This is a genomic window from Brachybacterium sp. EE-P12 (assembly GCF_003711805.1).
Lineage (GTDB): Bacteria > Actinomycetota > Actinomycetes > Actinomycetales > Dermabacteraceae > Brachybacterium.
In genome coordinates this window covers 786,870-813,684 of record NZ_QXCP01000004.1, presented here as the reverse complement: position 1 = coordinate 813,684, position 26,815 = coordinate 786,870, and the positions used below count along the sequence as shown (strand labels likewise).

The window sequence follows — 26,815 nt, the reverse complement described above, 5'->3', positions numbered from 1 at the left end:
CGGGGCGCCCGACCATGTCCACCGTCGTGCTGATCCACGGGGCTGGGGACGTCGGCTGGTCCTGGCACCTGGTCGTCGCCGAGCTGCGCGCGCTCGGACACGACGCGGTCACACCGGACCTGCCCTGCGAGGATCAGGACGCGGGCCTGCCGGAGTTCGCGGAGACGGTCCTCGCGGAGGTCGGCGAGCGACGCGACCTGGTGGTGGTCGGACATTCCTTCGGCGGTCTCACGGCGCCGCTGGTCGCGGACCGTCGCAGGGACGCGGGGCTCATGCGACTGGTGTACCTCGCGGCGATGATCCCGGCCCCCGGCGAGCGCCCTGCCGACTGGTGGGAGAACACCGGCTACGAGCGGGCGGCACGCGAGCAGTCGGTCCGCGACGGCGGGCTGACCGGGCACGAGGACCCCTTCGTCAGCTTCTGGAACGGGGTGCCTCGTCCGCTGGCCGAGGAGGCGGAGCGTCGGTCCCGCGGCCAGGCCGGCACCTCCTCGGCCGCGCCGTGGCCGCTGGCCGCGCACCCTGCGGTGCCGACCCGGGTGCTCGCCTGCCGCGAGGACCGTTTCTTCCCGCTCGCCTTCCAGCGCCGCGTGGCCCGCGAGCGGCTGGGGATCGAGGTCGAGGAGGTGCCGGGCTGCCACTGCGCGATGCTCAGCCATCCCCGGGAGCTCGCCCGGGCCCTCGTGCAGGGCTCCGAGGCTCAATGACGGCGACGGTCCCGCGCTCCCCGTCGACACGCACCTCGGCGCCGACCTCGAGCCGCTCCATCGCCTCGGGCACGGCGAGCACCGCAGGGATACCGACCTCCCGGGCGACGATCGCCGCGTGGGAGAGCATCCCGCCGGTCTCGGTGACGACGGCGGCGATCAGGGGGAAGAGCGGCGTCCAGGCAGGATCGGTGCCGCGGGCGAGAAGCACGTCGCCGGGACGGACTCGGGAGAGCTCCGCGACCGACCGCAGCACCCGCACCGGCCCGGTCGCCGTCCCGCCGCTCGCGCCGACGCCGTGGAGCACGGTACCCGCCCCGTCGCCGTCCGAGCCCTCGTCCGACGGCTCGGGGAGGACGGCGGTGAGCGGACGGGCCTGGAGCAGGTGCACGCCCGCTGCGTCGACGGCCCATTCGAGGTCGACGGGTCCGCCGAGGTGCTCCTCGACGCGTCGGCCGAGCGCATCGATCTCGAGCACGCGGTCCTCGCCCAGCGGTGCCCGGTCCCGGAGCGCGGCCGGCAGCGGCTCGCGAAGCACCCGGTCCCCTCGCCGCACTGCGCGGAGGTCCTGTGATCCCGGACGGTGGTCGCGGATCCCGGTGTCCTCGACCTCCCAGGCGTCCGGGGTGACGGCGCCGCCGACGAGGCTCTCCCCGAGCCCGTGGACGGCCTCGAGCACGCGGCGCTCCCCGGTGAACAGGACACCGGCCGCATCTGCGTCGACGAGCACCTGGACGAGCACGGCCATGCCGTCGGCGTCCTCCTCCCCGGTGCGGGGAGGTGCGTCGAGACGACGCGGCGACCACCAGGAGGCCCAGCAGCGCATCACGGCCTCCGCCATCGCATCGGGACCGCGGACGCCCAGGATGGTCTCGTGCAGGCCGGCACCGGCGGTCTCGGGCGAGTCCTCGGTCGTGGCGGAGGAGCGCACGGCGACCGGGGTGTCGCGTCCGCCCGGGAGCGCGTCCAGCGCATCGGCGAGGTCGGCGCGCAGCGTGGCGTCCGCGCCCTGAGCGACGAGTCGATCGCGGATCTCCGTCCCGCTCGCACCGGGTGCTCTGCAGGCCGCGAGATGGCGCTCGAACTCGGACAGCGGCACCGAGAATCCCGCAGGCACGGGGAATCCGGCCCGGCGGAGCACTGCGAGCGGCGCGGCCTTGCCGCCGAGCTCCGCCCGTGTCTCCTCCCCGAGCATCGGCAGCCTCATGCGGTGTCGTCCTCGAGGTGGGAGCGGTCGTTGACGCAGAGGATCATGGGCGGCTCGTCCTGCTCGAGCACGATCGTGGTCAGCGCGGTGTTCTCGATCCTCCCCAGCGACATCCAGCTCACCGTAGGCGCCCCGAGGGCCTCGCGCACCAGCCATGACACCTGGAACGCGTGCGTGACCAGGAGCTCCTCGGTGGAGCGTGCCCCGGGCGGGTGAGGGCGCAGGAAGCGGTCCGCGAGCTGTCCGGCGAGCTCGTGCCCGGCCGCTGCCTCCTCCTCGTCGATGCCGTCGAAGAAGGCCGCGCGGCGCGGGCTCAGCGAGTCGAGGTCGGGCACGAAAGGCACCGCGTCGACGAGCTCCGGGGCCTCGTCCACCAGGAGCCCTCGGCGCCCCTCGGCGAGCAGGGCGGCGCTGTCGACGGCGCGCGGCAGCGGCGAGTGCCAGATGACGTCGAGCGGGACGTCGGCGAGCCGCTGACGGAGGGCGCGGCACTGGGAGCGTCCGTCCTCGGTCAGTCGCCCGAGGGCGTCGGCCCTGCCATGGCGGACGATGTGCAGGGTGCGGGTGGGCATCTCAGCGCTCCTCGGGACGGGTCTCTGCCCGGCGCTCGCGGCCGAGGGTGGACAGCAGGTCCTGATGCAGCTCCGCCCAGACCGTATGGCAGGAGAGGATCCCGATCCCGGCGATCCAGCGGAGATCCCCGTCCCGGGCGCGACGCAGCGCGATCCGGTACTGCGCGGGATAGCGACCGAACCGCGGCAGCGTCGCCACGAGCGGCTCGAGGACCTGCCGCAGCTCCGCGCCGAGGGCCGCGAGCTCGTCGAGCAGCTCCACCGGCGCCTCCGATCCGGGCACCGCCCGCTGCCACTCGGAGACCGCACGGACCATCTCGCCGTTGATCCCGTGTTCGAAGTCCTCGAGCACTGCGCGGAGCGTCGTCCGCGCCTGCTCGACCTCCAGATCGTCGTCGAGAAGCTCTCGGAGACGGGCGTGACCCGCCTCGGTCAGGACCAGGGACCGGCTCGTGCCGAAGTCGAACGCTTCCACCTGCCCGGCCGCCTGCGCGGCGCGCACGAGGTCCTCGATGACGTCGGTCGGCAGGAAGGAGCGGTCGGCGATCCGGCCGGCGTCGGCGGCGCCGGCGAGGCGCAGGGACTGCAGGACGAGCAGCTCGGGCACGGAGCGGTGCGGGCTCATGCGCGCCGCTCGTCGAGTCGTCGACTGCGCTGCTGCGCGGCCTGGGCCGAGCGCAGTCCGAGCTCCTCGGCGATCTCCGTCCAGGTCATGCCCTCGGCGCGGGAGCTGAGCAGGAGGGCGGTCTCGAGGCTGTCGAGCTCGGAGCGCGCCGCCTCCAGCAGGCGGAGTCCGGCGCGCAGCTCGTCGGTGCGTCCGCTCCCGACCTGGCCGCTCGCGAGGTGCAGCGCATACCGCAGCAGCAGGAAGTCCTCGGCGGGGGCCTGGTGGTGCTGCCAGGGCATCCGGGGCAGGTCGGCGGCGCCGGCGTCGAGCAGGACGCGCCGGGACTCGTCCAAGGGATCGGTGGGCTGTCGCATGATCCTCATGCTCGAGCATCAACATTCTGTTGTCAATGCGCTGTTGACCCTTCTCGTCGGCACACCGCTCACGCCACCCCGCTCGTCCGTCGCACCCCGCTCCTACTCTCGGGACATGGCTTCGACGCGCCGCTCCGCAGCGCGCTCCGCCTCGGCCGACACGGTCCGGGCCGAGCGCGAGCGGATCCGCGCCCTGCTGCTCGCGCAGCGTCCCGAGCTCGAAGCGCGTCTCGCCGTCGGCCCGAGCGGCGCACTCCTGATCCCGCTGCGCGCCGGCGGCAGCGTCGAGATCGGGCGGATGCGTCGACGGGGCGCGCCGCGCTGGGTCGTCGTCGCGCCCGTCGCCGACGGCGCGATCGTGCGGGAGCCGGCGACCCTGCGTTCCGTGGCCCGCGCGGCGCTCTCGGCCCTCGACGAGGACGGGAGGGGCAGGGCGCTCAGCGCGGTGCGATGAGGTCCGCGAGGGCTTCGATCTGCGGGCGGAGGATGTCCTCGCCGAGGGCGACCGCGTCGGGGCCGAGCTGCCCGAACAGGTGGGCGCTGATGACGCCGACGAGCCCGGACCAGGCCGTGACGGCCCGAGCGGCGGTGACGGCGTCGGCGGCGATGTCGAACTCCGCGAGGTGCCGGTCGAGCAGCGCCACGACCTCCGGAGCGAGCGTCGGCGAGCCAGACTCCTGCCGCCGCCCGTCGGCCGAGCCCGCCGCGTCCGCCGCGATCACGAGCACCTCGCGAGTCACGCGCGTGCCCGGGGCGTTGGTCGCCTCGGAGGGCGCGGCATAGCCGGGCACGGGGGTGCCGTAGAGGAGGGTCCAGCGCTCCGGGGCGGCGAGCGCCCAGTCGGCCATCGCGCCCCCGAGGGCGAGGAAGCGCGACCGCGGTTCCTCGCCGACATCCGCGAGACGCTCCTCGACCGCGGCGGCGAGGTCCTCATAGGCGTCGACGATCAGCAGCGTCAGCAGTTCGTCGCGGCTCCCCACGTACCGGTAGATCGCGGAGGAGACCATGCCGAGGCCGCGCGCGATCTCCCGCACGCTGAGCCCGGCCGCCCCGACGGTGCGCAGCTGCGCGTTCCCGAGCTCGACGATGCGGGTCATGGTGCGCTCCCGGGCGAGGGCGCGAGGAGTGGAGGAGGCGCTCATGACCGCATCCTCCCACATTCCGAGAGCAGTGCTCTTGACTGCCGGGCGGGAGCAGTGTTCACTGTTCCCCTCAGAACCGAGAGCAGTGCTCACTCATGGGAGGCAGTCATGCATCACCTCGTCATCGGAGAGGGACAGATCGGTCGCGCGATCATCGAGCTCGCCCTCGCGGACGGCGACACCGTCACCGTGCTGCGCCGCTCCGCGAAGGAGCCGACTCCCGAGCTGAGGCGCGTCGCGGGCGATGTGCTGGACCCGGCCGCGCTCGGTGCGGCGATCGAGGGGGCCGACGCCGTCATGGCCACCTTCCACTCCCCTTACGACGCCCGGCTCTGGCGCGAGCAGCTGCCGCCTCGGGAGGCGGCGGTGCTCGACGCCGCGGCCGAGCACGAGATCCCCGTGGTGTTCCCCGAATCGCTCTACGGCTTCCAGGGCGGCGCGGCCTCGCTCGCCGAGGACGCCTCCCCCTCACCGCAGGACGAGAAGGGCCGCATCCGGGTCGAGCTCCTCCGGGCCCGGCGCGCACACCGGGCCCGCACCCTCAGCGTCATCGCCTCGGACCTGATCGGCCCGACCACCGTCGGCACCGGGTCGGCCGTCGCGACGGCGATGGTCCTCGAGCCCATCCTCTCCGGGCGCCGCGCGATCCTCTTCGGTCGCGCCGACGTGCCCCACACCCTGACCTTCGTGCCGGACCTCGCCGCAGCGATGCTGCATGCAGCCCGTCACGCCGAGCGGCTCTCCGGACCCTCGGGCGATGCGGTGCTGAACGCCCCCGCAGCGCCGGCGCGCACGCAGCGGGAGCTGATCGCCGAGGTCTCGCGCCTGGCCGGCAGGCCGGCCCGTCGGCCGCTGCCGATCCCCCGTGCGGCCCTCGCGCTGCTCGCCCCCGTGAGCGCCTTCGTGCGGGAGCTGCGCGGCATCTCGGGTCTTTGGTACGGGCCGTGCGTCCAGGAGCCGGGGCGGCTCGTGAGAGAGGAGGGCCTCGCGGCGACGAGCTGGGAGGACGCGGTCGCCGTGACCGTCGAGGCGGCCCGGGCTCGGCAGGATTCGTGAGGCACCCGCAGCACGGGGACTGCTAGCGTCGCCCCATGAGCGCCGCCGCCCCTCCCGCCACCTGTCGATCGAGATCGACCGCTCCTGGCGCGCGGTGTACGAGTTCGCGAGCGACCGCGGAACCTGCCGCTCCGGGCCGCGGGGCTCGCGGAGGACGCCGCGGCGGTCGGCGAGGACCTCGAGCGGCTCGAGGAGATCTGCGAGCAGGCCTGATCGTCGGGCCAGCCCGACATCGACCGGCCCGGTGACCGGATGGGATCCGCGGGCCTCCGCAGCGAGAGTGGAGGCATGACGACCATGACCCTGCCCCGCACGGCGGATGAGGCGACCGAGAGCCCGGCCCCGCGGCGCTCCCTCGGTGCCTGGGCCGCCCGCATCGGACGTTTCCTCGCCTACTCCCTCCTCGCCCTGCTGCTCGGCGCGATCGGGTTCTCCCTCGTGCTGGCCCTGCTCTCGGCCGGGGTCTCGACCGTGGTGGTCTGGGTCGGCCTGCCGATCCTCGTGGCCGGAGTGCTCGCGGCCCGCGGCTTCGCCGCGGCCGAGCGGGCGCTGCAGTCCTCGATCCTCGGCACCCGCCTGCCCACACCGCTGCCGAAGCAGGCGCCCGCCGGGGCCGGCCCGGTGCGGCGGATGCTCACTCCGCTCACCGACCCCCAGCGCTGGCTCGACTCGCTGTGGGTGCTGGTGAACTTCCTGCTCTCCCTGATCACCTTCCCGCTCGCGCTCGCCTGGACCGTCGGGGCGGTCGCCATCGTCGGCGGACCGGTCGCGACGCTGATCCTCGAGAACGTGCTGCCGCCGGAGGAGACCAGCGGGCTGGGCACCCTGCTGGGTGTGCCCGAGCCCTACGCGCTCCCGGCCGACGTCCTGATGCAGTTCCTCGCAGGCCTGTTCTTCCTGCTCACCGTCGGCCCCGTGGTGCGAGGGCTGACCGCGCTGCACCAGGGGGTCGCGCGCGGGCTGCTGAGCTCGCGATTCGAGGAGCAGCAGCGCCTGCTGCGCACCGAGGAGTCCCGCGCAGCAGGCCGCTCGGCGGAGTCGGCGGCCCTGCGCCGCCTCGAGCGGGACCTGCACGACGGGCCCCAGCAGCGCCTGGTGCGGGCCTCGATGGACCTCGCCCGGATCGAGTCGCTCGCCGAGCGGGATCCCGAGCGGGCGCAGACCGTGCTGCGGGAGACGCGGGAGCAGCTGGGCCTGACCCTGGACGAGCTGCGGCGGCTCTCCCGCGGGATCGCCCCGCCGATCCTGGTGGACCGGGGCCTGCCGGCGGCGCTCGCGGAGCTCGCTGCGATCTCGCCCCTGCCCGTCTCGGTCGAGGCGCCGGATCTCGACCTTCCCGAGCACGTCGAGATCGGGATCTACTACGTCGTCTCCGAGGCGCTGACCAACGCGGCCAAGCACTCGGCGGCCCGGGCCGCAGTGGTGGAGCTCGCGCGGATCGGGGAGGATGCGCGGGTGAGGATCGAGGACGACGGGCGCGGCGGCGCGGAGCTGCGCACGGGCGGCGGTCTGGCCGGTCTCGCGGGGCGGGTCGCCTCGCTCGAGGGACGGCTGACCGTGCACTCCCCCGTCGGTCACGGCACCCGGGTCGAGGCGGTGATCCCGTGCGCGTCCTGATCGCCGACGACTCGGCGCTGCTGCGCGAGGGTCTGCGCCTGCTGCTGGAGGACGCCGAGCACGAGGTCGTGGGCACGGCGGCGACGGGCACCGAGCTCGTCAGCCGCGCGCTCGAGCTGAGGCCGGACCTGATCGTCTCCGACATCCGCATGCCTCCCTCGCACAGCGACGAGGGCCTGCGGGCCGCGAAGGAGATCCGCGTCGCCTGGCCGCAGGCACCGATCGTGCTGCTGAGCCAGTACGTGGTGGTCGGCTATGCGACCGAGCTGATCGAGTCCGGGGCGGGGGCGACGGGCTACCTGCTGAAGGACCGGGTGTTCGACATCCGCTCCTTCCTCGAGTCGATCGAGCGGGTCGCCGAGGGCGGGGTGGCGATCGATCCCGATGTGGTGGCGCAGGTGATCGCCTCGCGGCGCCGCAGCCCGCTGGACGAGCTCACGCCGCGCGAGCGTGAAGTGCTGGAGCTGATGGGCGAGGGGCTCACGAACGCCGCGATCTCGCAGCGGCTGTTCCTCAGCACCGGCGCGATCGAGAAGCACACCCAGCGCCTGTTCGCGAAGCTCGGGCTGAGCGAGGACGCGAGCGTGCATCGGCGCGTGACTGCGGTGCTCACGCTGCTGGGGAAATAGGACCTCTCCTCCCCGGCAGGGGTTCTTGCACAGTTTTGCGGCAGGGCATTGACAGGACCAGATCCAGAATTTCTCGTCGATGGGCAGGAACGTCAACATTCTGGCGATCTTCCTGCCACCCACGAAGCACCTCTCCTCCACACACCCTCTTCTTCCACAATTTCATCCACATTCTTCGGACGACCGAGGAACTCATCCACAGAATCTTCTGGGGCCTGGCACGGAGAATCGTACGTCCGTACGATCGAAGGCATGGAGCACAGGACGCAGCAGGCCGACGGGGACCGCCCCGGTGGGGGCGATCCCCGCCCGGGCGCAGCCCCGCCGTCGTCCGGCGCCCGCGCGACGAGCGACGCGCTGGACCGGGCCGCGGCGCAGCTCGCGGGTCTCGAGGCCGCGGCCTCGGCCCGCGGGGTGCTCGCCGAGATCCTCACGGCGACCCTCGCAGCCGCCACCTCCACCCGCTCCACGCGCGACCCGCTGGCGGACACCGCTCCGGACAGCGCCGAGGAGGCCCTGGCCGTCTTCGCCGGGCTCGACCACCTGCGCTCCTCGCTCGCCGCCCTCGATGCGAGCTGGCAGGTGGAGGCGGAACGCCGGATCACCCGGTCCGACGCCGACCGCGACGTCCCCGCCTCGCGCCGCGGGAAGGGGGCGAGCCACGAGATCGCCCTCGCCCGGCGCGTCTCCCCCTCGGCCGGCTCCTATTCCCTCGCCTCGGCGCGCAGGCTGGTCGCACAGCTGCCGGGCACCTCCTCGGTGCTGCGCAGCGGCCGCCTCACCGCCGAGCAGGCCTCGACGGTGGCGACGACGCTCGACGGCGCGAGCCCGGAGACCTGTGCCCGGATCGACCGGCTCATCGCCGAGGCCCCCGAGGCGCTGCAGGGGCGTGGACGCAGGCGCCTGGCCTCCGACCTGCGCGCGATGATCCAGCAGCTCGAGCCGGACGGTTCCCGGGACCGGGCGGAGCGCACGGCGAGGGCCCGGCACGTGACGATGACCCCGCTGGCCGACGGCATGGCGCGGCTCAGCGCCGTGCTGCCCGGACTCGATGCGACGGCCATGATGCAGACCCTCGAGGCGCGCGCTGCCTCGCAGCGTGCGGCCGGCTCCCGCACCCCCGCACGCGCCCTCGAGGCGGATCTGCTGGTCGAGGCGGTGCTGCGCGCCGAGACCACGGGCCAGGACCCCGGCGCCCCCACCCCGCGCCCGCGACTCGATCTCGGCATCGTCATCACCGACACGGCTCTGCTCGGACGCGGCGACGAGAGCGAGTGCGCGCTGCTCGAGGGCTACGGCACGATCCCCGCCCACGTCATCACCGACACCCTCCAGGGCCGACCGCCGGGCACGATCGTCGGCAGCCCCGAGGAGCATCCCGACCACGAGGCCGCGGCCGTCTTCCGTCAGCTGTACCGCAGCCCGAGAAGCGGGCAGCTGGTGGCGATGGAATCACGGGCCCGCACCTTCCCCGTCGGTCTCTCCCGCCTCATCCGCCTCCGGGACGTCACCTGCCGCACCCCCTGGTGCAATGCTGTGATCCGTCAGATCGACCATGTCCTCCCCCACCATCGCGGCGGCCCCACCAGCCTCGAGAACGGGCAGGGACTGTGCGTGCGCTGCAACCTCGCCAAGGAGCTCGGGCTGTGGGAGGTGACCCCGCTGGAGGAGGGGCCCACAGGCACCGGGCGCCCGGGCGGACACCGCTGGACCAGCCCGCACGGCGCCGTCGGGTATTCCTCGCCGCCGAGCGTGGGTCCGCCGATCATCCCCGCCGCGGAGGGATCCGACCCGCCCGCTCCCCGTGACCGCGGGGACGCTGCCGCATAGGCTCGATGCGCCCCGGCGCGACGGGCACGCCACCGTCCCGCCAGGACATGTCACCGAGGACGTCGAGGAGCACGCCATGGACAGACCGCTTCCGACCCTGCGGGGCGAGCCCCTGCAGATCACGATCCTCGGCGCAGGGATCGCGGGGCTCGCCGCCGCGACGCTCCTGGCCCGCACCGGCCACCGCGTCGAGCTGCTGGACGAGCGCTTCGTGATCCCCGCCGTCGGGACCGTGCTCGGGCTCTTCCGCCCCGCGCAGGAGGTCCTCCGACGGCTCGGCGTGCTCGAGGCGGCACAGGAGCTCGCCGCCGCACCGGAGCGCGGCACCCTCCGCGCCGCCGACGGCCGGGTGCTCGCCGACCTCCCCTCCGGAGGTGCACTGCTGCTCTCCCGCTCCGTGCTCGTCCGTCTCCTCCAGGAGGCGCTGCCGGTGGAGGTCCGCACCGAGACGCGTCGGATCCAGGACGTGCGCCCCCTGCGCGACCGCGCGGACCTGCTGATCGGCGCCGACGGCGTCCACTCGCTCGTGCGCCGCTCCGGCTGGCCCGGGCGACCCGCAGCCCGCTCGCACGGCATGACGGTGCTGCGCGGCACCACCGACGCTCCCCCGCCCGAGATCTCCGAGACCTGGGGCGGTGGCTGGCTGTTCGGCATCACGCCGCTGGCCGGGATCGGGACGAACTGGTTCGCCTGCATCCCCGAGCACCGCACCCCGACCACGCGGGCGAGCCTCGAGCACCTGCGCACCGTGGTGGGTGGTCACCGCCCCGCGATCGACGAGGTGCTGGCGGCGGCCGCCCCCGAGCGGACCCTCGTCCACGGCATCCACACCGCCCCGGCCGTGCTGCCGGTGCGCGAGGGGACCGTGCTGCTCGGCGACGCGGCGCACGCGATGGCTCCCAATCTCGGCCATGGGGCGAACACCGCCCTCGCGGATGCCGCCGCGCTCGCGGAGGCGCTCGCAGAAGCACCCGGGCCGTCCGCCGCGCTCCGGAGCTACGCCCTGCGGCGGACGCTGCCGGGCCAGGCCTGGCGGCTCGGCTCGGCGATGATGATGCGACTGGCGATGCTCGAGACCGGCGCGCCCCTGCGCGACCGCCTGCTCGGCGGTGCGCCGCTCAGCGGACCTTCCGGGCGAGGGTCGTGATGACGTGCCAGTGCTTCTTGTCCGCGAGGAAGCGCCCGTCCTCGTCCCGGACCGAGCGGTCGATGACGTGGAAGTCGCGGAACATCGCGTCGATCTCCTCGAGCCGCAGCGTCGCGACGTCGGGCAGCTCCGCCCAGGAGTCGTTCGTGCCGAAGAAGTCCACCGCCATCACCCCGCCGCGCGGGAGCGTGTCGACGAGCTTGGTCCACACCTCGGGCAGCGCCTCCGGACCCAGCAGGCCCAGGGTGTAGGTCGAGTAGACGATCTGCGCGGCAGGGAAGGCCTCGACGTCCTCGATGGCGGTGTGGTGGAAGGTGACGGAGCCGCTCATCCGCTCGTTCTCGACCAGGCGGGCCGCGAGCGTGTCGTCGCTGTCGTAGGCGTGGACGTGCCAGCCGCGCCGGGCGAACTGCAGGGAATCGGCCCCGGCACCGGCGCCGAGGTCGAGCACCACCCCGGGATGGCGGTCACCCCCGGCCGCCTGGATCGCCTTCGCCACGAGCCGACGGGCGGGACGGCCCGCGGCATGGGCGTTCAGCGCCGCCCAGTCAACCTTTTCCGCCGTGTCCATGCCTGTCAGGCTCCACCATGCTCATTCCCAGTTCAACTTCCCGTGACACAGGCCGCGTCCGTTTTCGTCACGGGCGAACAGCGGCCCTGCACAGCGGGCGGCGACCAGGCCCGGACCGGCCCTCTAGGATGGCGTCCATGACGGCCACCTCCCTGCGGATCGCCGCGGTCTGCCTGCACACCTCCCCTCTCGCAGAGCCCGGGGGCGCCGACGCCGGCGGCATGAACGTGGTCGTGCTCGAGCAGTCCCTGGCCCTCGCCCGCCTGGGCCACCGCGTGGACCTGTTCACGCGGCGCCGCGATCCAGGCGCCCCCGCGATCATCGAGGTCGCCGAGGGCGTGCGCCTGCTCCACCTGGACGCCGGGCCCGCCGCGCCGGTCGCCAAGGGCGACATGGACGCCACCATCCGACCCTTCCGCGAGCAGCTCCGCCCGCACCTCGCCGCGGGCGAGTACGACGTCGTCCACTCCCACCACTGGTTCAGCGGCGTCGCCGCCCTGCCCGCCGCACGCGAGCTGGGCCTGCCCCACCTGCAGTCCTTCCATTCCGTCGCCGCCCCCGAGGGCTCCTCCACGCTCGAGGCCGGTGAGCCGGCCGAGTCCGAGGGGCGCATCCCCGGGGAGCAGTTCGCCGCGACCGGCTCCGACCTCGTCGTCGCCGTCTCCGATGCGGAGGCGCGCACCGTCGTCGAGCGCTACGGCGTCCCCGGCGAGCGCCTGGCGGTGGTGCGCCCCGGCGTCGACATCGACCGCTTCCGCCCCTGCGAGGACGACCGCGCCCGCCGCCTGCGGCCCACGCTGCTGTTCACCGCCCGGATCGAGCCGCTCAAGGGCCCCGACCTCGCGCTCGAGGTGCTCTCCCGCCTCGACCCGGCGCTCGGGGCGCGCCTCGTGCTCGCCGGCTCCGCCGCACCCGCCTTCGCGGAGTATCTCGACTCCCTGCGGGAGCTGGCCCGGGAGCTCGGCGTCGAGGACCGGGTCGAGCTCGTGGGCACCCTGGACCGCGACGAGCTCGCCGAGGCGATGCGCTGCGCCGGTGCGCTGCTGCTGACCAGCTGGTCGGAGACCTTCGGCCTGGTCGCCCTCGAGGCGCAGGCCAGCGGCACCCCGGTCCTCGCCTGGCGCTCCGCGGGCGGGGTCCAGGAGGCCGTCGCCCCGGACGGCCTCCTGCTCGCCACCCGCGACCCGGACGTCTGGGCCGAATCGCTCGAGGCGCTGCTGGAGGACGGGGAGCGCTACGCCGAGGCGGTCCGCAGCGCGCGGGAGTTCGCCTCCACCCGCATCTGGGAGACGACCGCGACGGCGCTCGCCTCCCTCTGCCGCCGGCTCGTCGAGGAGCGCGCATGAGCACCGATCCCTGGCAGCTGCTGGACGAGGCGTCGACGATCCTCGCCGTCCACGCCCACCCCGACGACGAGTCGCTCTCCACCGGGGCGTTGCTCGCGGCTCTCGCCGCCTCCGGCACCCGCGTCGTGCTCGTCACCGCCACCCGCGGGGAGGAGGGCGAGGTGGTGCCCGGCGCGGTCGCCGAGGGGGACCGGCGCGCGCTCGAGGAGATCCGCGAGCAGGAGATCGACGCCGCGACCGCCGCGCTCGGCATCGCCGAGCGGCACTGGCTCGGCACCGCCCCCGCGCTCGCCCCCGGCGCCGCCCCGCGCCGCTACCGCGACTCGGGCATGACCTGGGTGCGCGAGGGGCTCGCCGGCCCGTCCCCCGACGCGGGGGAGGACAGCTTCTCCCTCGCGCCGCTCGAGCAGGCCGCCGACGACCTCGTCGCGCTCGTCGAGCACGTGCGCCCCGCCGTGCTGATCGGCTACGACGACGAGGGCACCTACGGTCATCCCGACCACGTCCGCGCCCATCACCTCGCCGTGGCCGCGAGCACGCGCACAGGCGTGCCGCTGGTGCAGATCGCGAGCGATCCGGGTAGCCCGGGCACGACGACCCGCGAGCACCCCGGCGCCCGGGACGCGGTGCGGGAGGCGGTGGACGCCTATCGGACCCAGCTCACGCTCCTCGGTCCCGTCGGCGGCGGGTTCGCGATCCGCCACGTCGGCGGGCAGGACGACGTCGTCGCGCTGCGCACGGGGCTCAGAGGCTGACGTCCAGCAGCGTCGGCAGATGGTCGGAGGCGTGGGCCAGCCGCTCCTCGCTCACCCGCGCCGTCGAGCGGACCGCGCGCGCCTGCCGCACCCGGACCCCGTCGCCGACGAGGACCGCGTCGATCCGGCGCACCGGACCGGCCGCGGGGAAGGTGTGCTCGGACTGGTCGGCCGGGTCCCGGACCACGCCCTCCAGCAGCTGCCGCGCCGGCCCGTCCGCGGTCTCGTTCAGATCGCCCCCGACGATCACCGGCGCCCCCGCGCCGCGCACGAGCGCCGTCAGATGCTCGGCGTGGCGCAGCCGGTTGTCCTCCTGCAGCGCGAGATGGAGCGAGGAGACCACGACCGCGCCGCCCCCGGGCACGGACAGCCGCACCGCCGCGACCCCGCGGGGATAGGTCGAGTTCAGATCCGTGATCTCCTGCGCGACCGGGTGCATGCCGCGACGGATCACCTGGGCGGCGACGTCCTCGGTCGCCAGCAGCGCCAGTCCGCGCCCGCCCGCGCCGCCGACGAGGATCCGTCGACCGACGGACCGCGCGAACCAGGCCAGGCGCGCGGAGGGCAGCACGAAGCGCGGCGTCTCCTGCACGAGCATGACGTCGGGGTCGAGGTCCTGCACCGCCTCGATCAGCGCGTGCAGGTCACCGCGCAGCTCGCAGATGTTCCAGGAGAGGATCCGCAGGTCCCAGCTCGCGCTCATGCACGCTCCTCATCCACGACGAAGGGCGCGAGGACCCGCTCGACCAGGCCCTTCAGCTCATCGACCTCGTAGCCGGGCCAGCCGAACAGAACCCTGCGCCACTCCGGCGGGACAGCCTTGTAGCCGAGCGCTCCGCCGATGAGGGAGCCGGTGATGCAGGCGACCGTGTCGGTGTCGTAGCCGGCCCGGGCCGCGGCCTCGAGCGCCGCCACGAGCGCGTCGCGCTGGGCGAACTTCCCCTCGGGGATCGGCCCGACGCCGGTGATCGCCGCCCACGCCGCCTGGAACGCGCCGACCACCCAGCCGTTGCGCCGGAACATGACCGGCGTCGACTCCTCCGCCTCCTCGATCCGGTCCAGCCACAGCGCGCGCCGCTCGGGCTCGAGCTGCTCGAGGCCGACCCGGACGTCGAGCTCGCCGGTGAGGATCGCCTGCCGCACGGCGAAGCCCCACAGCAGACAGGCCTCGACCGTGTCCGGATGCACGTGTGTCAAGCGGCACACCGAGGCGATCGCCTCGGCCGCATCCGCGTCCGGGGAGAGCAGATAGGGCAGCACCGAGACGTGCGCGCGCATGAGGGAGCCGTTGCCCGCCGAGGTCGGATGCTCCTCGTGCGCGGCGGCGGCCGCGGCCCGGAAGTCGATCGCGCGGGGCGCGTAGTGCCCCGCCTCCCGGCCGATGTCCGCCGCGCTGCGCAGCACGTACGAGGTGAGGTTCCCGATGTCGGGGGTGCCCAGCGACCACGAGTACCACTCGCGCGCGATGTGGTCCTGCGCGGACTCGATCCGCAGGTCATGGCAGTCGGAGGCGGCCAGGGACGCCTCCAGCACCACGATCGCCATCGCGGTGTCGTCGGTCCACTCCCCCGGCTGCCAGCCCAGCACCCCGCCGCCGATCATGTCGATCTCCTCGGAGTCGACCACCGGGGCCTGGAACTCGTAGGGCGCCCCGAGCGCGTCACCGGTCGCCGCGGCGACGACGGCGCCGGCCGCCCGCTGCCGCTGCGCCGCGGTCAGCCCGGGCGGACGGGAATGGTTCTCATGGGTCCTCACGCATCCATGGTTCCACAGGTCAGCTCCGCGCCAGCCCCGTTACCCTGGTGGGGACCCGAGAAGGAGCTCCATGACCGACACCCCTGCGGAGTCCCGCCCGCACTGCGACGACCCCCACGACCCTCACGACCACACCGGTCATGACCATCCGCCCACCGGCGCGGACCTGGTGCGGGACCTCGTCAAGGGCCTGTCGATCCAGGCCCTGCTGATCCCCGCGATCGCGGTGGTGCTGCTCGTGGCGATCCTGCCCTTCGCCCCGGTGACCCCGGTGCCGCTGCTGCTCGGCATCGGCCTCGGCGCGCTCCAGCTCGTCTCGCTCGTGGCCACGAGCCTGTTCGTCGCCCGCACCCGCCGCCAGCTCGCCGTGAACCCGGGGCTCGTCGCCGTACGCAGCATCGTCGACGAGGTGCTGCGCATCGCCGCGCTGCTGCTCGCGCTCGTGCTGTGGCCCGCGAGCATCCGCTCCGAGCTGGGGGTCTGGATCGGTGCCGGCTGCGCCCTGGTGTGGCTCGCGCTCGCCACGGCGCAGACCGTCTCCACACGACGCCGCATCGCCCGCCCGGGCGAGTGGTCCGAGGAGGCGGTCTCGACCCTGCTCGACCAGCGCGTCGGCGCCCGTTCGACCGTGGTGATGCGTCTGCTGGACGTACTCGGAACCGTGATGTTCCAGGTCGGCGCCACCGTGCTCGTCATCCTCTCGCCGGTCCTCGCGATCGGCACCACGGTCCTCTCGATCGGCACCGGCCTGTCCACCCTCGTCCTCCACCGCCGCCCCCCTGCGGAGCGCGCCGGCAGCCCCTGGGCCTACGCGCCCCTCGCGCTCGGGGCGCTGACGCTCGTCCTCGCCACGATCGGGCTGCTCTCCCTCTGACCCGCTGACCACCACCTCGCAGGAGCCGATGATGACCGCTGCCCTCCCCTCCGGACTCGACCTCGAGCAGGTCGACCCCTCGACCCGTCTCCAGGACGACCTCTTCGGCCACGTCAACGGCCGGTGGCTGGCCGAGCACGTGATGCCCGCGGACCGGTCGAGCGACGGCGCCTTCCACGCCCTGCGCGACCTGTCCGAGGAGCGGGTGCGGGAGATCGTCGAGGAGGCGGCCGCCGACGTCGCCGCAGCACCCCCGGAGGGAGCGAGGGGAGCGGAGCAGCCGCCGATCCCGACCACCGACCACGCCCGGGTGGGAACGCTCTACCGCATGTTCATGGACACCGAGGCGATCGAGGCCGCCGGGCTCTCCGGCCTCGAGCAGCTGCTCGAGACGATCGGCACGGCCGACGACCTCGACCAGGTGGTGCGCCTGATGGCGGCCCCCGACTCGGGCGCCTCGGCGGTGCTCGCCTACGTGTGGACCGACGACCACGACTCCTCGCAGTACCAGGTCAAGCTCCACCAGGGCGGCCTCGGCCTGCCGGACGAGTCCTACTACCGCGAGGAGCACCACGCCGAGACCCGCGAGGCCTACGCCGCGCACCTGGCGAACCTCGCCCGCCTCGCCGAGCTGCCCGGCCGGCCGGGCCTGGTCGAGGGCACCGCGCAGGACGTCGCCGCGGCGGTGCAGGACTTCGAGACCCGACTCGCGGCCTGCCACGTCGACGTGGTCCGCCTGCGCGACCGGGAGAAGTCCGACAACCCCATGGACGCCGCGCAGCGCCGCGAGCTCGCCCCCGCCTTCCCCTGGGACGCCTACGTCGAGGGCACCGGCGCGCCCGCGGCGGCCTTCGACGTCGTCTCCGTGGGCCAGCCCGAGTTCGTCTCCGCCGCCGCGCAGCTGCTCGCCGACGAGGACCTCTCCGTGCTGCGCACCTGGCTCGCGCTGCACACCGTCTCGACCTACGCCCCCTATCTCCCCGCGGCGCTCGTCCAGGAGGACTTCGACTTCAACGGCCGCGTGCTCTCCGGCGCGGAGGAGCTGAGGGAGCGGTGGAAGCGCGGCGTCGCCCTCGTCGAGGGCGCCCTCGGCTTCGCCGTCGGCCGCGAGTACGTCGCCCGCCACTTCCCCGCCGCGCACAAGGAGCGGATGACCGCCCTGGTCGACGCCCTCATGGACGCCTATCGCGACTCGATCCGGGCGCTGGACTGGATGACCCCCGCCACGCGCGAGAAGGCGCTCGAGAAGCTCGAGCGCTTCACCCCGAAGATCGGCTATCCCGAGACGTGGCGCACCTACGACGGTCTCGAGATCGTTCCCGGGGACCTCGTCGCCTCCGTGCGGGCCTCGCGCCGCTTCGAGGCGGACTTCGAGTTCTCGAAGGTCGGCGGGCCGATGGACGAGGGCGAGTGGCACATGACGCCGCAGACCGTCAACGCGTACTACAACCCCGGCCGCAACGAGATCGTCTTCCCCGCCGCGATCCTCCAGCCCCCGTTCTTCGACGCGGAGGCCGACGACGCCGTGAACTTCGGCGGGATCGGCGCGGTCATCGGGCACGAGATCGGCCACGGCTTCGACGACCAGGGCTCGAAGTACGACGGGGAGGGGAACCTCGTCTCCTGGTGGACCGACGAGGACCGCGCTGCCTTCGACGAGCGCGCCGCACGCCTCGTCGCGCAGTACTCCGAGCTGTCCCCGCGCGAGCTCGAGGACGCCCATCTCGTCAACGGAGCGCTGACCATCGGGGAGAACATCGGGGACCTCGGCGGGCTCTCCATCGCCGTGAAGGCGTACCTGAGCAGCCACGACGCCGCCGAGGTCGAGCGCGAGATCGACGGCCTGACAGGCCTGCAGCGCGTGTTCTGGTCCTGGGCGACCGTGTGGCGCGGCCGGAACCGTCCGCAGGAGGCGATCCGGCGCCTGGCCGTGGACCCGCACGCCCCGATGGAGTTCCGCTGCAACGCCGTGGCAGGGCATCTCGACGAGTTCCACGAGGCCTTCGACGTGCGCGAGGGCGACGGCATGTACCGCGCCCCGGAGGAGCGGGTGAGCATCTGGTGAGGCCCGAGCCGCCCTTCCACGTCGGCCGGACGGCGCCCTCCTCCGTGGGCTGGACCCGCATCGCCATCACGCTGGGGGCCGGGGCGGTGCTGGCCGGGCTCCTGGTCCAGCGCGGCTCCGTGCCCGGCGCGGTCGCGGCGCTCGCCGTCTTCGCGCTGCTGGCGCTGTGGACGTGGATGGGGCAGGCCACCCGCTTCGTGGTCGACGAGCGCGGGCTGACCGTGAGCCTCGGCGGCTTCCTGCCGCGGGCGACCTGGCCGCTGGCGGACTTCCGCACCGTGCAGCTGCGCGAGCTGCCCGCCTCGCGCGTGGGGGTCACGCTCGGCGGCTACGGCTGGCGGCGCGGGAAGGCGATCACCCCCAAGCCCGAGGAGCTCACGCCCGTCGGCGAGCGGAAGATCTTCACCCTCGCCGACATGCAGCGGCCCTACCGGATGCTCGTCACCCGGCCGGGGACCCTGGTCGAGATCATCGGGCGCGAGCGGACCTGCTACATCCTCTCCCCCGTCGACCCCGCCGCGACCGCCGCAGCGATCGACCAGGCGATCCGCTCACGCCGCTGAGGCCCGTCCCTGGGCTAGACTCGGTCCTCGTCATCCACTGACAGGGGAGCACCGAGCGGTGCTGAGAGTGCGCGGACCTGCGCAGACCCTCGAACCTGATCCGGCTCGCACCGGCGTAGGGAGTCGGGACTTCCGTGGTGCGCCTCCGGCGCGCCACGCCCCTTCCATCATCTGGGAGGAGACGTGATGACTCGTTATCGCACCGTCGATCTGCTGGTGACCGTGCTGATCGGGGCGGCCTTCGGGGTCGCCTTCCTCGGCTACGGCCAGCTGTACACGCTGATCGGCCCGCTGACGGCGGCGTTCAAGCCCGCCGAGGGGCTGCTCGCGGGGCTCTGGTTCCTGCCCGCGATGCTCGCCGGCCTGATCGTGCGCAAGCCCGGCGCGGCGCTGCTCGCGGAGCTGATCGCGGCGGTCATGTCGATGCTGCTGGGCAGCCAGTGGGGCTGGGGCACCGCGGTCTCCGGCCTCATGCAGGGCGGCGGTGTCGAGCTCGCCTTCCTGCTCACCCGCTACCGTCGCTTCACCCTGCCCGTCGCCGTGCTGGGCGGGGTGCTCGCGGCGCTGCTGGAATGGGGCTGGGAGAAGCTGGCCTACTACCAGGAGATGAGCTGGGCCTTCTCCGGGACGATGCTCGCCTTCTTCCTGCTCTCGGGGGCGCTGCTGTGCGGCGTGCTGGGCTGGGCGGCGACCCGCGCGCTGGTCGCGACCGGTGCGGTGGACTCCCTGGCCGCGGGCCGGGAGCACTCCCGGGCCGCGGCCGTCTGAGGGGCGGCACAGGATCGCCCCGGCGAGCGCCCCGAGCACCGCAGGCCTCCGCGTGGAGCGCCTGCGGTGGCGCCCCCTCTCGCGCCGCGAGCCGACGATCGACGGGCTCGACCTCGAGATCCCCTCCGGGCAGCGGGTGCTCCTGGCCGGGGCGAGCGGCAGCGGGAAGTCGACCGTGCTGCGGGCGCTCGCGGGCCTGCTCGATCCCGAGGACGGGGAGGGCGAGGGGCTCCTGCCCGCCCCGGCACGGCCCGGCGAGCGGGGGCTGCTGCTGCAGAACCCGGTGCACGCCCTCGTCGGCGCCACGATCGGGCGCGACGCCGCCTTCGGCCCGGAGAACGCAGCGCTCCCCCGCCCCGCGCTGCACGAGCACTCCTCCCGCGCCCTCGCCGCCGCGCGCGTCGACCTCGATCCTGCGCGCGCCCCGCTGGACGCCTCGGGCGGGCAGCAGCAGCGGATAGCGCTCGCGGGCTCCCTCGCCCTGGATCCCGAGCTGCTGCTGCTGGACGAGCCGACGAGCATGCTCGACGCGCCGACGGCCGAGCAGGTGCGCACGGCGATCCTCGACGCGGCGGGCGAGGCGACCCTCGTCATCGCCGAGCACCGGATCGAGCCCTGGCTCCCCCATGCGGACCGGCTGATCGTGCTGGGCCCGCAGGCGCGGATCCTCGCCGACGGGACGCCGGGCGAGGTGCTCGCGCAGCAGCGGGAGACCCTCGTCAGGGCAGGAGTGCTCGAGGAGCGGGCGGTCGGCGCCCCGGACACGGCAGGCACGACGAGCACTCGTGCCACGAGCGCCGACGGGAAGATCGTCGCCGCGCTGCGCGGCGTGACCGTCCCCGACCGCGGGCTCACCGCGCCGCAGGAGCTCGAGGTGCGCGCCGGGCGGCTCACCGTGCTCACCGGGCCCAGCGGAGCCGGGAAGACGACCCTGCTGCGCCTGCTCACCGGTTCCCGCACCCCCGAGCACGGGGAGGTGGAGCGCCCCGCCCCCGACCGGATCGCGCTGGTCCCCCAGGACCCCGAGCACTCCTTCGTCGCCGCGACCGTGCGGGAGGAGCTGCGCGCCTCCCCCTGGGCGAGCGACGAGGCCCTCGCCGAGCAGCTGCTCGAGCGGGCAGGTCTCGCCCACCTCGCCGGCGCCCACCCCCACCGGCTCTCCGGCGGGGAGCAGCGCCGCCTCGCGATCGCCGCGGCCCTCGCCCAGCGCCCCGCCCTGCTCGTGCTCGACGAGCCGACCGTCGGACTGGACGCCCGCCGTCGCCGCGAGGTGCTGGACCTGCTGCGCGAGGCGCGGGATCGGGGCTGCGCGGTGCTCGCCGCGAGCCATGACGAGCTGCTCGTGGCCGCGGCCGACGACCAACACGCGCTGCCCGCCCCGCGCCCCGACGCCGCGGCGACGCCCGCACCCCGCCGGATCCCCGCCGACGCGCTGAACCCCCTGACCCTGTGCCTGATCGGGATCCTCGCCGCGATCGGCTCCTTCGCCGTGCAGAGCTGGCAGGGCGGTCTGCTCGCCCTCGCGCCGACGGCGCTGCTCGCCCCGCTCGCGGTCCGCTCCCTGCCCGGGGCCGCGCTGCGGCTCGCCCCGATCCTGCTCTCCGCGGCGGGGCTCGCCTGGACCACGGCCCTGCTCGGCGACGCCCCGGCGCTGTCGGCCCAGGCCTGGCTCGTGGGTCTGAAGGAGGCCGCGCGGATCACCGCCTTCGTCGCCCCGGGCGTGCTCGCCCTCGGTGCGGTCCGCCCCACCCCTCTCGGGGACGCGCTCGCCCAGCGCCTGCACCTGCCGGGCCGCCCGGTCGCCGCCTCGGTCGCCGCGCTCGTCCGCGTCTCCCACCTGGGCCGCCAGTGGTCCACGATCGTCGAGACCCGCACCCGTCGAGGCCTGGGCGGGGCCCGCTCCCCGCGCCTGCTCGCCGGCGCGACCCTCGCCCTGCTCGTGGACACGCTGCGGGGCGCCGAGCAGCAGGCGCTCGCGATGGACTCCCGCGGCTTCGCGACCGCGACCAGGCGCACCTGGGCGGAGCCGAGCCCCGTCGGCCCCGCGGATCTGGCCGGGATCGCCATCGCGGCGGGGCTGCTGATCTGGCCGCTGCTCGCGGAGCTCCTCGTCGGCGCGGCGTAATACCCTGGGGCGATGACCGACGACTCCCTCGATCCCGCCCTCATCGAGCTCGCGAACGCCCTGCTCGACGCCGCCCGGCAGGGCGACGCGGCGACCGTCCGCGCCTTCCTCGACCGCGGCGCTCCCGCGAACCTTCGCGACGGCGCCGGGAACTCCCCGCTCATGCTCGCCGCCTACCACGGCCATGCCGCCCTGGTGAGCGAGCTCGCAGCCCGCGGTGCCGACGTGGACCTGCTCAACGACCGCGGACAGTCCCCGCTGGCCGGCGCCGCGTTCAAGGGCTTCACCGAGGTCGCCGAGGCGCTGCTCGAGGCGGGCGCGGACCCGGACATCGGCGAGCCGAGCGGACTGGCGACGGCGCGCTACTTCGAGCGAGACGAGATCGTGGAGCTCATCGAGTCCCGTCGGGCCTGAGCACCATCGCCACGTGCTCGATCCCGGCCTCGAGGAACATCCCGCCGACGGTCTCGAAGCCCATCGAGGCGTACCACGTCTCGAGATATGCCTGGGCGTCGAGGTGCACCTCGGCGCTCGGGGTGAGCTCCCGGGCCCGCTCGAGCGCCGCGACCATGAGGCGCCTGCCGTGGCCGCCGCGGCGTCGGTCCGCTCGCACCGCGACGCGGCCGATGCGCACCGTCCCGTCGGCCTCCCGCAGCAGGCGCAGATGCGCGATCGGCTCCCCCGCCTCCTGGATCCACAGCAGCTCGGTGCCTGCCTCGAGCTCGCGGCCGTCGAGATCCGCATCGGTCGCGCCCTGCTCCATCGTGAAGACGTCCTGACGCAGCTTCATGAGCAGGTAGAGGGTGCGGACCGGGACGTCGTCGAGGACGGCGCGGTGCAGGTCGGGCGGGACGGCGGGCTGGTCGGGCATGGGCGTCAGGATACGACCGGGCGGGCGCGGCGCGCGCCGTCGACCAGCCTCTCCATGGCCTCGCACCAGTGCTCCGCCATGATCGGCCCGCCGTGCCCCTCCTCCTCGACGACGATCAGCTCGCTGCCGGGCCAGGCGCGGTGCAGCTCCCAGGCGGTCAGCGTCGGTCCCGAGACATCGCGGCGGCCGTGGATCAGCACGCCCGGGATGCCCTGCAGGCGGTGCATCCCTCCGAGCAGCCCCGAGCCCGGTGCCGCGCCGAAGGGCACCGCCCAGTCGGCGACGAAGCCGTCGTGCGCCCAGACGTGCGTGACCTGCCGGGCGAAGCCGCGCTCGTGCTCGGTGACCGGGGTGTCACGCGGGGGCGCGGACGGCTCGGACGGGCCGCCTCCGCCGATCGCGATGTGCGCGTCCTCCCAGGTCGTCCAGGCGCGCACGGCGGCGTCGACGAGATAGGGGTCCTCGGCGACGAGCATCCGCCGGTAGGCCTCGACCAGGCGCAGCCGCTTCGGAGAGCGGTCGCGGCGGTCGAAGCCTGTCCACTCCTCGGCGAACGTGGCGAAGGCGTTCCATGCCTCGGGGTAGAGCGCGCCGACGCCCTCGGTGATCCAGTCGACCTCACGCCGGGAGGTGCTCGTGACCGCGAACAGGACGACGCCGAGGACCCGCTCCGGATGCGCCTCGGCGTAGGCGAGGGTGCTGCCCCACGAGACGCCCTGCACGATCCAGGCGGCCACTCCGAGGTGCTCGCGCAGCGCCTCGAGGTCGGCGACCAGGTGCGCGGTGGTCAGCGCGGAGAGGTCGACGGGGCCCGGAGCCCCGGCCGACGGGGTCGAGCGCCCCGCCCCGCGCTGTGACAGGGCGATGATCCGAGCGCGGTCCTCGGGCACGTTCCGGCGATGTCCCGGCGTGAGCCGTCCGCCCGGTCCGCCGTGCAGGTAGAGGGTGGGCACGCCGTCCGGGGTCCCTGCCTCGTCCCAGAAGATCCTGTTCCCGTCCTCCCGCTCGAGCATCCCTTCGGCAATCGTCGAAGGGGGCGGGGGAAGCGCGGAGCGGCTCATGGGGCCGATCCTAGGTCAGCTCGTCCCGCAGCCCTCGCAGCGCGATCTCGTCGTCCTCAGTGGCCATGTGCGGGGCGCTGAACCAGCGCATGTACTCCTCGACCTCACTGAGCGTCCACTCGATCCTGAACAGCTCGCTCATCGCGGGGTCCGCTCCCCGCGCTTCGCGGAGCCCCGGGGGGCAGTGCCGCGAGGTCGCGTTCCCGGGGGGCCAGGGCGAGGGGCTCCCAGTCCACGAGGAGCAGCCCGTCGTCCGCCGTGAGCAGCTGATTGGCGTGATGGGGCTCCCCATGCGTGGGAACCCTGCGGTGAGCGCGGGTGCTCTCGAGGGCGACGAGCTCGCGGTAGCGCTGCTCGATCTCCCGGATCCGCGGCGCCGCGGCGCGGAGCAGAGCGCGGGCCGTCTCCCCCATCGGTCCCGTGGTCCAGGCCGAGCCGGTCCGCTCCTCGAGCCGGGCAGCGAGACCGGGGCCGACGCACGCGGCCCACGGACGGAGCACCTCCGGGGCCCGGGCGGCATGGAGGCCGTCGAGCAGCGCGGAGACGCGCCGAGCATGCCCGGTCCCCTCGGCCTCGGCCTCCGTCGGCGTGCGGCCCTCCCGCCAGGGCGTGACGCTGAGCAGGGCGCCGTCGAGGCGGATCGTCACGCGTCCCTCCACGTCGGCGCACGGAGCGAGCACCCCGGGCAGTCCTCCGGCCAGGAGCTCCCGTGCGCCGAGATACGCGGCGGTGAAGCTGTCTGCCGAGCGTGTGGGGGAAGGACGGTCGAGCGTCGCGAACAGCGTCGGCCCATCGGGGCCTTCGATCCTCCAGTGGTGCGCCCCGAACCCGAGGGGCAGGTGGATCGCCTGCTCGGCCTCGGGCAGCCAGGTCCGACGCACAGCCTCCAGCACCTGGACGGCAGTCGGACTCGCGGGGGCAGTGCGCATCACGGGCCGTATCAGACCTCGAGCGCCCAGGGCGCGGCGGGGTTCTCGCGGGTCCAGCCCGCGCGGCGGCTGCGCACCCGCTGGCAGCGCGGGCACCAGAACACGGTGCGCGCCGTGATCTCGCCGGAGCGCACCGTCGTGCCGCACAGGCGGCAGGGCAGGGTCTGTCGGTGGTAGACGTAGAACGACTCCTCGCGGGGCACCACGTCCGGGTCCTCGTCCCCGTTCTGGCGGGTGCCGCGGGAGCGCTCGACGATCCGCGCCTCGATCTGCCGGTGCTCGGGCTGGGTGGTGACGATCCGCCCCGTCCGCGCCCCGTAGGCCATCAGCGCGACGAGGTCCTCCCACATCTCCTCGCACATCCCGGCGGTGAGATCGCGCCCGGGCACGAAGGGATCCAGCCTCGCCCGGAACAGCAGCTCGGCGCGGTAGATGTTCCCGATCCCGGCGACGACCTTCTGATCCATCAGCAGCGCGCCGATCGTGCTGCGGGAGCGCCGGATCCCCTCGACGAAGCGGCGCCGCGCGGAGCCGTCGGGGTCCGGGCGCAGCGGGTCCGGGCCGAGCCGGTCCAGCACCCGCTGCCGCCCCTCCGCGTCCAGCACCTCGCAGGCCGTGGGGCCGGTGAGATCGGCGAGGCCGCGGGGGCCGGCGATGCGCAGGCGCACCGTCTCGCGCGGCACGATCCGCCGCCAGTCCGCCTGCTCGGAGATCGCCTCCTCCCGCTCGCCGACGCGCAGCCGCGGGGCGCCGATCGCGTGGGCGTCGACGAAGCCGGGCTCGCCCGCGAAGGTCCAGGAGCCGTACAGGCCCAGGTGGACGTGGACGTGCCGGACCGCGGGGTCGGCCGGGTCGATCTCGGCCGAGGGCGCGAAGGGCAGGAACAGATGCTTGCCCACCGCCTCGGCGCCGAGCAGCACGGAGCCGTCGAGCGCTGCGGCGTCGCTGAAGCGTCCCTGCGGGCTCGAGGTGCGCACCCGCTGGCCGCCGAAACCTCGCGCGAACGCGGCGGCGAGCCGGTGGACGGTGTGGCCCTCGGGCATCAGCGCGCGTCGGCGCCGGTGCCCTGGCCCTCCGTGTAGCCGCCGGTCGTCTCGTACCGGGCGACCAGGTCGATGCGGCGCTGGTGGCGCTCCTCGCCGGAGAACGGCTCGGCGAGGAACAGGTCGATCAGCGCCTCCAGCTCCTCCTCGGAGTGCTGGCGCGCGCCGACGGAGATCACGTTCGCGTCGTTGTGCTCGCGGGCCAGGCGCGCGGTCTCCTCGTTCCACACCAGCGCTGCCCGCACCCCGGCGACCTTGTTCGCCGCGATCTGCTCGCCGTTGCCGGAGCCGCCGATCACGATGCCGAGCGAGCCGGGCTGGGCGACGACCGCCTCGCCGACGTCGGTGCAGAAGGGCGGGTAGTCGTCCAGCGCGTCGTACTCGTGGGCGCCGTGGTCGGTGACCTCGTGGCCCTTCTTCTCCAGCTGCGCCACCAGGCGGTTCTTCAGCTCGAAGCCGGCGTGATCGGTGCCGATGTGCACTCGCATGTCGTGGATGTCTTCCTGTCGTGAGGGGGTAGGGGTCAGCTGAGGTCGACGCCGCCGGTGCGGGAGCGCTTGAGCTCGTAGAAGCCGTCGATCGAGGCGAGGGCAGCGAGGGCGTCGAGCAGCTTGCCCGCCTCCTCGCCGCGCGGGGCCGGGGAGACGACGGGGCCGAAGTACGCGGTGCCCTCGCCGAAGGAGATCACCGGCGTGCCCACGTCGTCGCCGACGCGGGAGATCGCGCCCTCGTGCGAGGCGCGCAGCGCGAGGTCGGTCTCGTCGCCGGCGACCGGGGCGTACGCGTCGATGAGGGAGGCCGGCAGGTCGGCGTCGGCGAGCGCCGCGATCGCGGTGGCGCGGCGGTCCTCGTTCTCGCCCCCGACGTGGAAGCGCTCGCCCCAGGCGGTGTACCAGCGCGCGAAGGCCTCGTTCCCCTCGGCACGGTCGATCGCGACAGCGAGCCGGGCCGGTCCCCAGGAGTCGTCGAGCATCTCCCGGTAGCCGGCGTCCACGTCGCGCCCCTCGTTCAGGACGGACAGCGACATCACCGAGTAGACGGGCTCCACCTCGCGCACCTGCGCGGCATGGAGCAGCCAGCGGCTGGTCATCCACGCGTACGGGCAGACGGGGTCGACGAACAGCTCCACGCGACGGGCGCTCACGGATTCTCCTCGGATCGGGGACGGACGAGCCCCCATTGTCGCACCGGCGCGGGCGGA

Annotated in this window: 30 protein-coding genes and 1 riboswitch; of the genes, 15 read left to right on the top strand and 15 right to left on the bottom strand. The window is 74.3% G+C overall.

All coding sequences use genetic code 11. The annotated features are described in order from the left end of the window. The first annotated feature begins 14 nt into the window (after window positions 1-14). Window positions 15-707 carry an alpha/beta fold hydrolase gene (locus D1648_RS06795; RefSeq protein WP_122940016.1) on the top strand — a complete coding sequence of 231 codons (693 nt, stop codon included), beginning with the start codon at window positions 15-17 and terminating at the stop codon, window positions 705-707. Here the strand turns inward: D1648_RS06795 and D1648_RS06790 are convergent. The 4 genes from D1648_RS06790 to D1648_RS06775 are packed head-to-tail and all read right to left on the bottom strand — an operon-like array spanning window position 652 to window position 3,467. Then, a complete protein-coding gene (locus D1648_RS06790; RefSeq protein ID WP_122940015.1) occupies window positions 652-1,914 on the bottom strand; it encodes a PEP/pyruvate-binding domain-containing protein in 1,263 nt (420 codons plus the stop codon). The genes D1648_RS06795 and D1648_RS06790 overlap by 56 nt on opposite strands. Then, on the bottom strand, window positions 1,911-2,486 hold the full coding sequence (locus D1648_RS06785; protein ID WP_122940014.1) for a histidine phosphatase family protein: 576 nt from the start codon (window positions 2,484-2,486) through the stop codon (window positions 1,911-1,913). Before D1648_RS06785 ends, D1648_RS06790 begins: the two co-directional genes overlap by 4 nt. A gap of 1 nt (window position 2,487) precedes the next feature. After that, window positions 2,488-3,111, bottom strand: a complete 624-nt coding sequence (locus D1648_RS06780; protein ID WP_122940013.1) for a hypothetical protein — start codon at window positions 3,109-3,111, stop codon at window positions 2,488-2,490. Beyond that, window positions 3,108-3,467, bottom strand: coding sequence for a hypothetical protein (locus D1648_RS06775; RefSeq protein ID WP_206424781.1), 360 nt, complete (start codon window positions 3,465-3,467; stop codon window positions 3,108-3,110). Before D1648_RS06775 ends, D1648_RS06780 begins: the two co-directional genes overlap by 4 nt. 115 nt (window positions 3,468-3,582) lie before the next feature. Here D1648_RS06775 and D1648_RS06770 point away from each other — a divergent pair, with 115 nt between their 5' ends. Next, on the top strand, window positions 3,583-3,921 hold the full coding sequence (locus D1648_RS06770) for a hypothetical protein (RefSeq protein WP_122940011.1): 339 nt from the start codon (window positions 3,583-3,585) through the stop codon (window positions 3,919-3,921). Here the strand turns inward: D1648_RS06770 and D1648_RS06765 are convergent. Then, window positions 3,905-4,609 carry a TetR/AcrR family transcriptional regulator gene (locus D1648_RS06765; RefSeq protein ID WP_122940010.1) on the bottom strand — a complete coding sequence of 235 codons (705 nt, stop codon included), beginning with the start codon at window positions 4,607-4,609 and terminating at the stop codon, window positions 3,905-3,907. The genes D1648_RS06770 and D1648_RS06765 overlap by 17 nt on opposite strands. Window positions 4,610-4,717: 108 nt before the next feature. On the opposite strand from D1648_RS06765, the gene D1648_RS06760 reads away from it, so the two are divergent. The 5 genes from D1648_RS06760 to D1648_RS06740 all read left to right on the top strand — a co-directional run bounded on the left by D1648_RS06760 (window position 4,718) and on the right by D1648_RS06740 (window position 10,888). After that, entirely contained in the window at window positions 4,718-5,665 is a 948-nt protein-coding gene (locus D1648_RS06760) for an NAD(P)H-binding protein (RefSeq protein ID WP_122940009.1), read from the top strand. A 288-nt stretch (window positions 5,666-5,953) separates the two neighbouring features. Beyond that, entirely contained in the window at window positions 5,954-7,282 is a 1,329-nt protein-coding gene (locus tag D1648_RS06755) for a sensor histidine kinase (protein WP_122940008.1), read from the top strand. After that, window positions 7,270-7,911: a response regulator transcription factor gene (locus D1648_RS06750; protein WP_122940007.1), complete on the top strand. Its 642-nt coding sequence runs from the start codon at window positions 7,270-7,272 to the stop codon at window positions 7,909-7,911. Before D1648_RS06755 ends, D1648_RS06750 begins: the two co-directional genes overlap by 13 nt. Window positions 7,912-8,163: 252 nt before the next feature. Next, on the top strand, window positions 8,164-9,741 hold the full coding sequence (locus tag D1648_RS06745) for an HNH endonuclease signature motif containing protein (protein WP_122940006.1): 1,578 nt from the start codon (window positions 8,164-8,166) through the stop codon (window positions 9,739-9,741). 76 nt (window positions 9,742-9,817) lie between these two features. Next, complete coding sequence (locus D1648_RS06740) at window positions 9,818-10,888, top strand: FAD-dependent monooxygenase (RefSeq protein ID WP_122940005.1); 1,071 nt, start codon at window positions 9,818-9,820, stop codon at window positions 10,886-10,888. Here D1648_RS06740 and D1648_RS06735 read toward each other — a convergent pair. Continuing rightward, entirely contained in the window at window positions 10,860-11,459 is a 600-nt protein-coding gene (locus D1648_RS06735) for a trans-aconitate 2-methyltransferase (protein ID WP_122940004.1), read from the bottom strand. The two genes, D1648_RS06740 and D1648_RS06735, sit on opposite strands and share 29 nt — an antisense overlap. A 137-nt stretch (window positions 11,460-11,596) precedes the next feature. On the opposite strand from D1648_RS06735, the gene D1648_RS06730 reads away from it, so the two are divergent. Both D1648_RS06730 and D1648_RS06725 read left to right on the top strand, forming a co-directional pair. Continuing rightward, entirely contained in the window at window positions 11,597-12,805 is a 1,209-nt protein-coding gene (locus D1648_RS06730; RefSeq protein ID WP_122940003.1) for a glycosyltransferase, read from the top strand. Beyond that, a complete protein-coding gene (locus tag D1648_RS06725; RefSeq protein ID WP_122940002.1) occupies window positions 12,802-13,560 on the top strand; it encodes a PIG-L family deacetylase in 759 nt (252 codons plus the stop codon). Before D1648_RS06730 ends, D1648_RS06725 begins: the two co-directional genes overlap by 4 nt. Here D1648_RS06725 and D1648_RS06720 read toward each other — a convergent pair. Both D1648_RS06720 and D1648_RS06715 read right to left on the bottom strand, forming a co-directional pair. Continuing rightward, window positions 13,550-14,263 (bottom strand): endonuclease/exonuclease/phosphatase family protein, encoded by a 714-nt coding sequence (locus D1648_RS06720; RefSeq protein WP_122940001.1) that lies wholly within the window; start codon window positions 14,261-14,263, stop codon window positions 13,550-13,552. The genes D1648_RS06725 and D1648_RS06720 overlap by 11 nt on opposite strands. Continuing rightward, window positions 14,260-15,315, bottom strand: coding sequence for an ADP-ribosylglycohydrolase family protein (locus D1648_RS06715; protein WP_122940000.1), 1,056 nt, complete (start codon window positions 15,313-15,315; stop codon window positions 14,260-14,262). Before D1648_RS06715 ends, D1648_RS06720 begins: the two co-directional genes overlap by 4 nt. 70 nt (window positions 15,316-15,385) lie before the next feature. On the opposite strand from D1648_RS06715, the gene D1648_RS06710 reads away from it, so the two are divergent. From D1648_RS06710 to D1648_RS06685, 6 genes are all read left to right on the top strand, one after another. Next, the gene (locus D1648_RS06710) at window positions 15,386-16,189 is read left to right on the top strand and encodes a hypothetical protein (protein ID WP_122939999.1); all 804 of its coding nucleotides are present in this window, start codon (window positions 15,386-15,388) and stop codon (window positions 16,187-16,189) included. A 28-nt stretch (window positions 16,190-16,217) separates the two neighbouring features. Then, entirely contained in the window at window positions 16,218-18,254 is a 2,037-nt protein-coding gene (locus D1648_RS06705) for a M13 family metallopeptidase (protein WP_122939998.1), read from the top strand. Then, window positions 18,251-18,817, top strand: a complete 567-nt coding sequence (locus D1648_RS06700) for a hypothetical protein (RefSeq protein WP_122939997.1) — start codon at window positions 18,251-18,253, stop codon at window positions 18,815-18,817. Before D1648_RS06705 ends, D1648_RS06700 begins: the two co-directional genes overlap by 4 nt. A gap of 32 nt (window positions 18,818-18,849) precedes the next feature. Continuing rightward, a riboswitch (TPP riboswitch) is annotated at window positions 18,850-18,956 on the top strand. A gap of 47 nt (window positions 18,957-19,003) precedes the next feature. Continuing rightward, window positions 19,004-19,585: an ECF transporter S component gene (locus tag D1648_RS06695; RefSeq protein ID WP_122939996.1), complete on the top strand. Its 582-nt coding sequence runs from the start codon at window positions 19,004-19,006 to the stop codon at window positions 19,583-19,585. A gap of 52 nt (window positions 19,586-19,637) precedes the next feature. Beyond that, window positions 19,638-21,710: an ATP-binding cassette domain-containing protein gene (locus D1648_RS06690; RefSeq protein WP_241155376.1), complete on the top strand. Its 2,073-nt coding sequence runs from the start codon at window positions 19,638-19,640 to the stop codon at window positions 21,708-21,710. 12 nt (window positions 21,711-21,722) lie between these two features. Beyond that, entirely contained in the window at window positions 21,723-22,124 is a 402-nt protein-coding gene (locus tag D1648_RS06685; protein WP_122939995.1) for an ankyrin repeat domain-containing protein, read from the top strand. Here the strand turns inward: D1648_RS06685 and D1648_RS06680 are convergent. The 7 genes from D1648_RS06680 to D1648_RS06655 are packed head-to-tail and all read right to left on the bottom strand — an operon-like array spanning window position 22,102 to window position 26,758. Then, a complete protein-coding gene (locus D1648_RS06680) occupies window positions 22,102-22,581 on the bottom strand; it encodes a GNAT family N-acetyltransferase (protein WP_122939994.1) in 480 nt (159 codons plus the stop codon). The two genes, D1648_RS06685 and D1648_RS06680, sit on opposite strands and share 23 nt — an antisense overlap. A gap of 5 nt (window positions 22,582-22,586) precedes the next feature. Then, window positions 22,587-23,642: an alpha/beta fold hydrolase gene (locus D1648_RS06675; RefSeq protein ID WP_122939993.1), complete on the bottom strand. Its 1,056-nt coding sequence runs from the start codon at window positions 23,640-23,642 to the stop codon at window positions 22,587-22,589. 10 nt (window positions 23,643-23,652) lie between these two features. After that, window positions 23,653-23,784 (bottom strand): hypothetical protein, encoded by a 132-nt coding sequence (locus D1648_RS18385; RefSeq protein ID WP_255414279.1) that lies wholly within the window; start codon window positions 23,782-23,784, stop codon window positions 23,653-23,655. Next, window positions 23,747-24,571: a phosphotransferase gene (locus tag D1648_RS06670; protein ID WP_206424780.1), complete on the bottom strand. Its 825-nt coding sequence runs from the start codon at window positions 24,569-24,571 to the stop codon at window positions 23,747-23,749. Before D1648_RS06670 ends, D1648_RS18385 begins: the two co-directional genes overlap by 38 nt. Before the next feature lie 11 nt (window positions 24,572-24,582). Continuing rightward, a complete protein-coding gene (locus tag D1648_RS06665) occupies window positions 24,583-25,614 on the bottom strand; it encodes an Fpg/Nei family DNA glycosylase (RefSeq protein ID WP_122939992.1) in 1,032 nt (343 codons plus the stop codon). Continuing rightward, the gene (locus tag D1648_RS06660; RefSeq protein WP_122939991.1) at window positions 25,614-26,102 is read right to left on the bottom strand and encodes a ribose-5-phosphate isomerase; all 489 of its coding nucleotides are present in this window, start codon (window positions 26,100-26,102) and stop codon (window positions 25,614-25,616) included. Before D1648_RS06660 ends, D1648_RS06665 begins: the two co-directional genes overlap by 1 nt. 35 nt (window positions 26,103-26,137) lie before the next feature. Further along, a complete protein-coding gene (locus D1648_RS06655) occupies window positions 26,138-26,758 on the bottom strand; it encodes a disulfide bond formation protein DsbA (protein ID WP_122939990.1) in 621 nt (206 codons plus the stop codon). Between the last annotated feature and the right edge of the window lie 57 nt (window positions 26,759-26,815).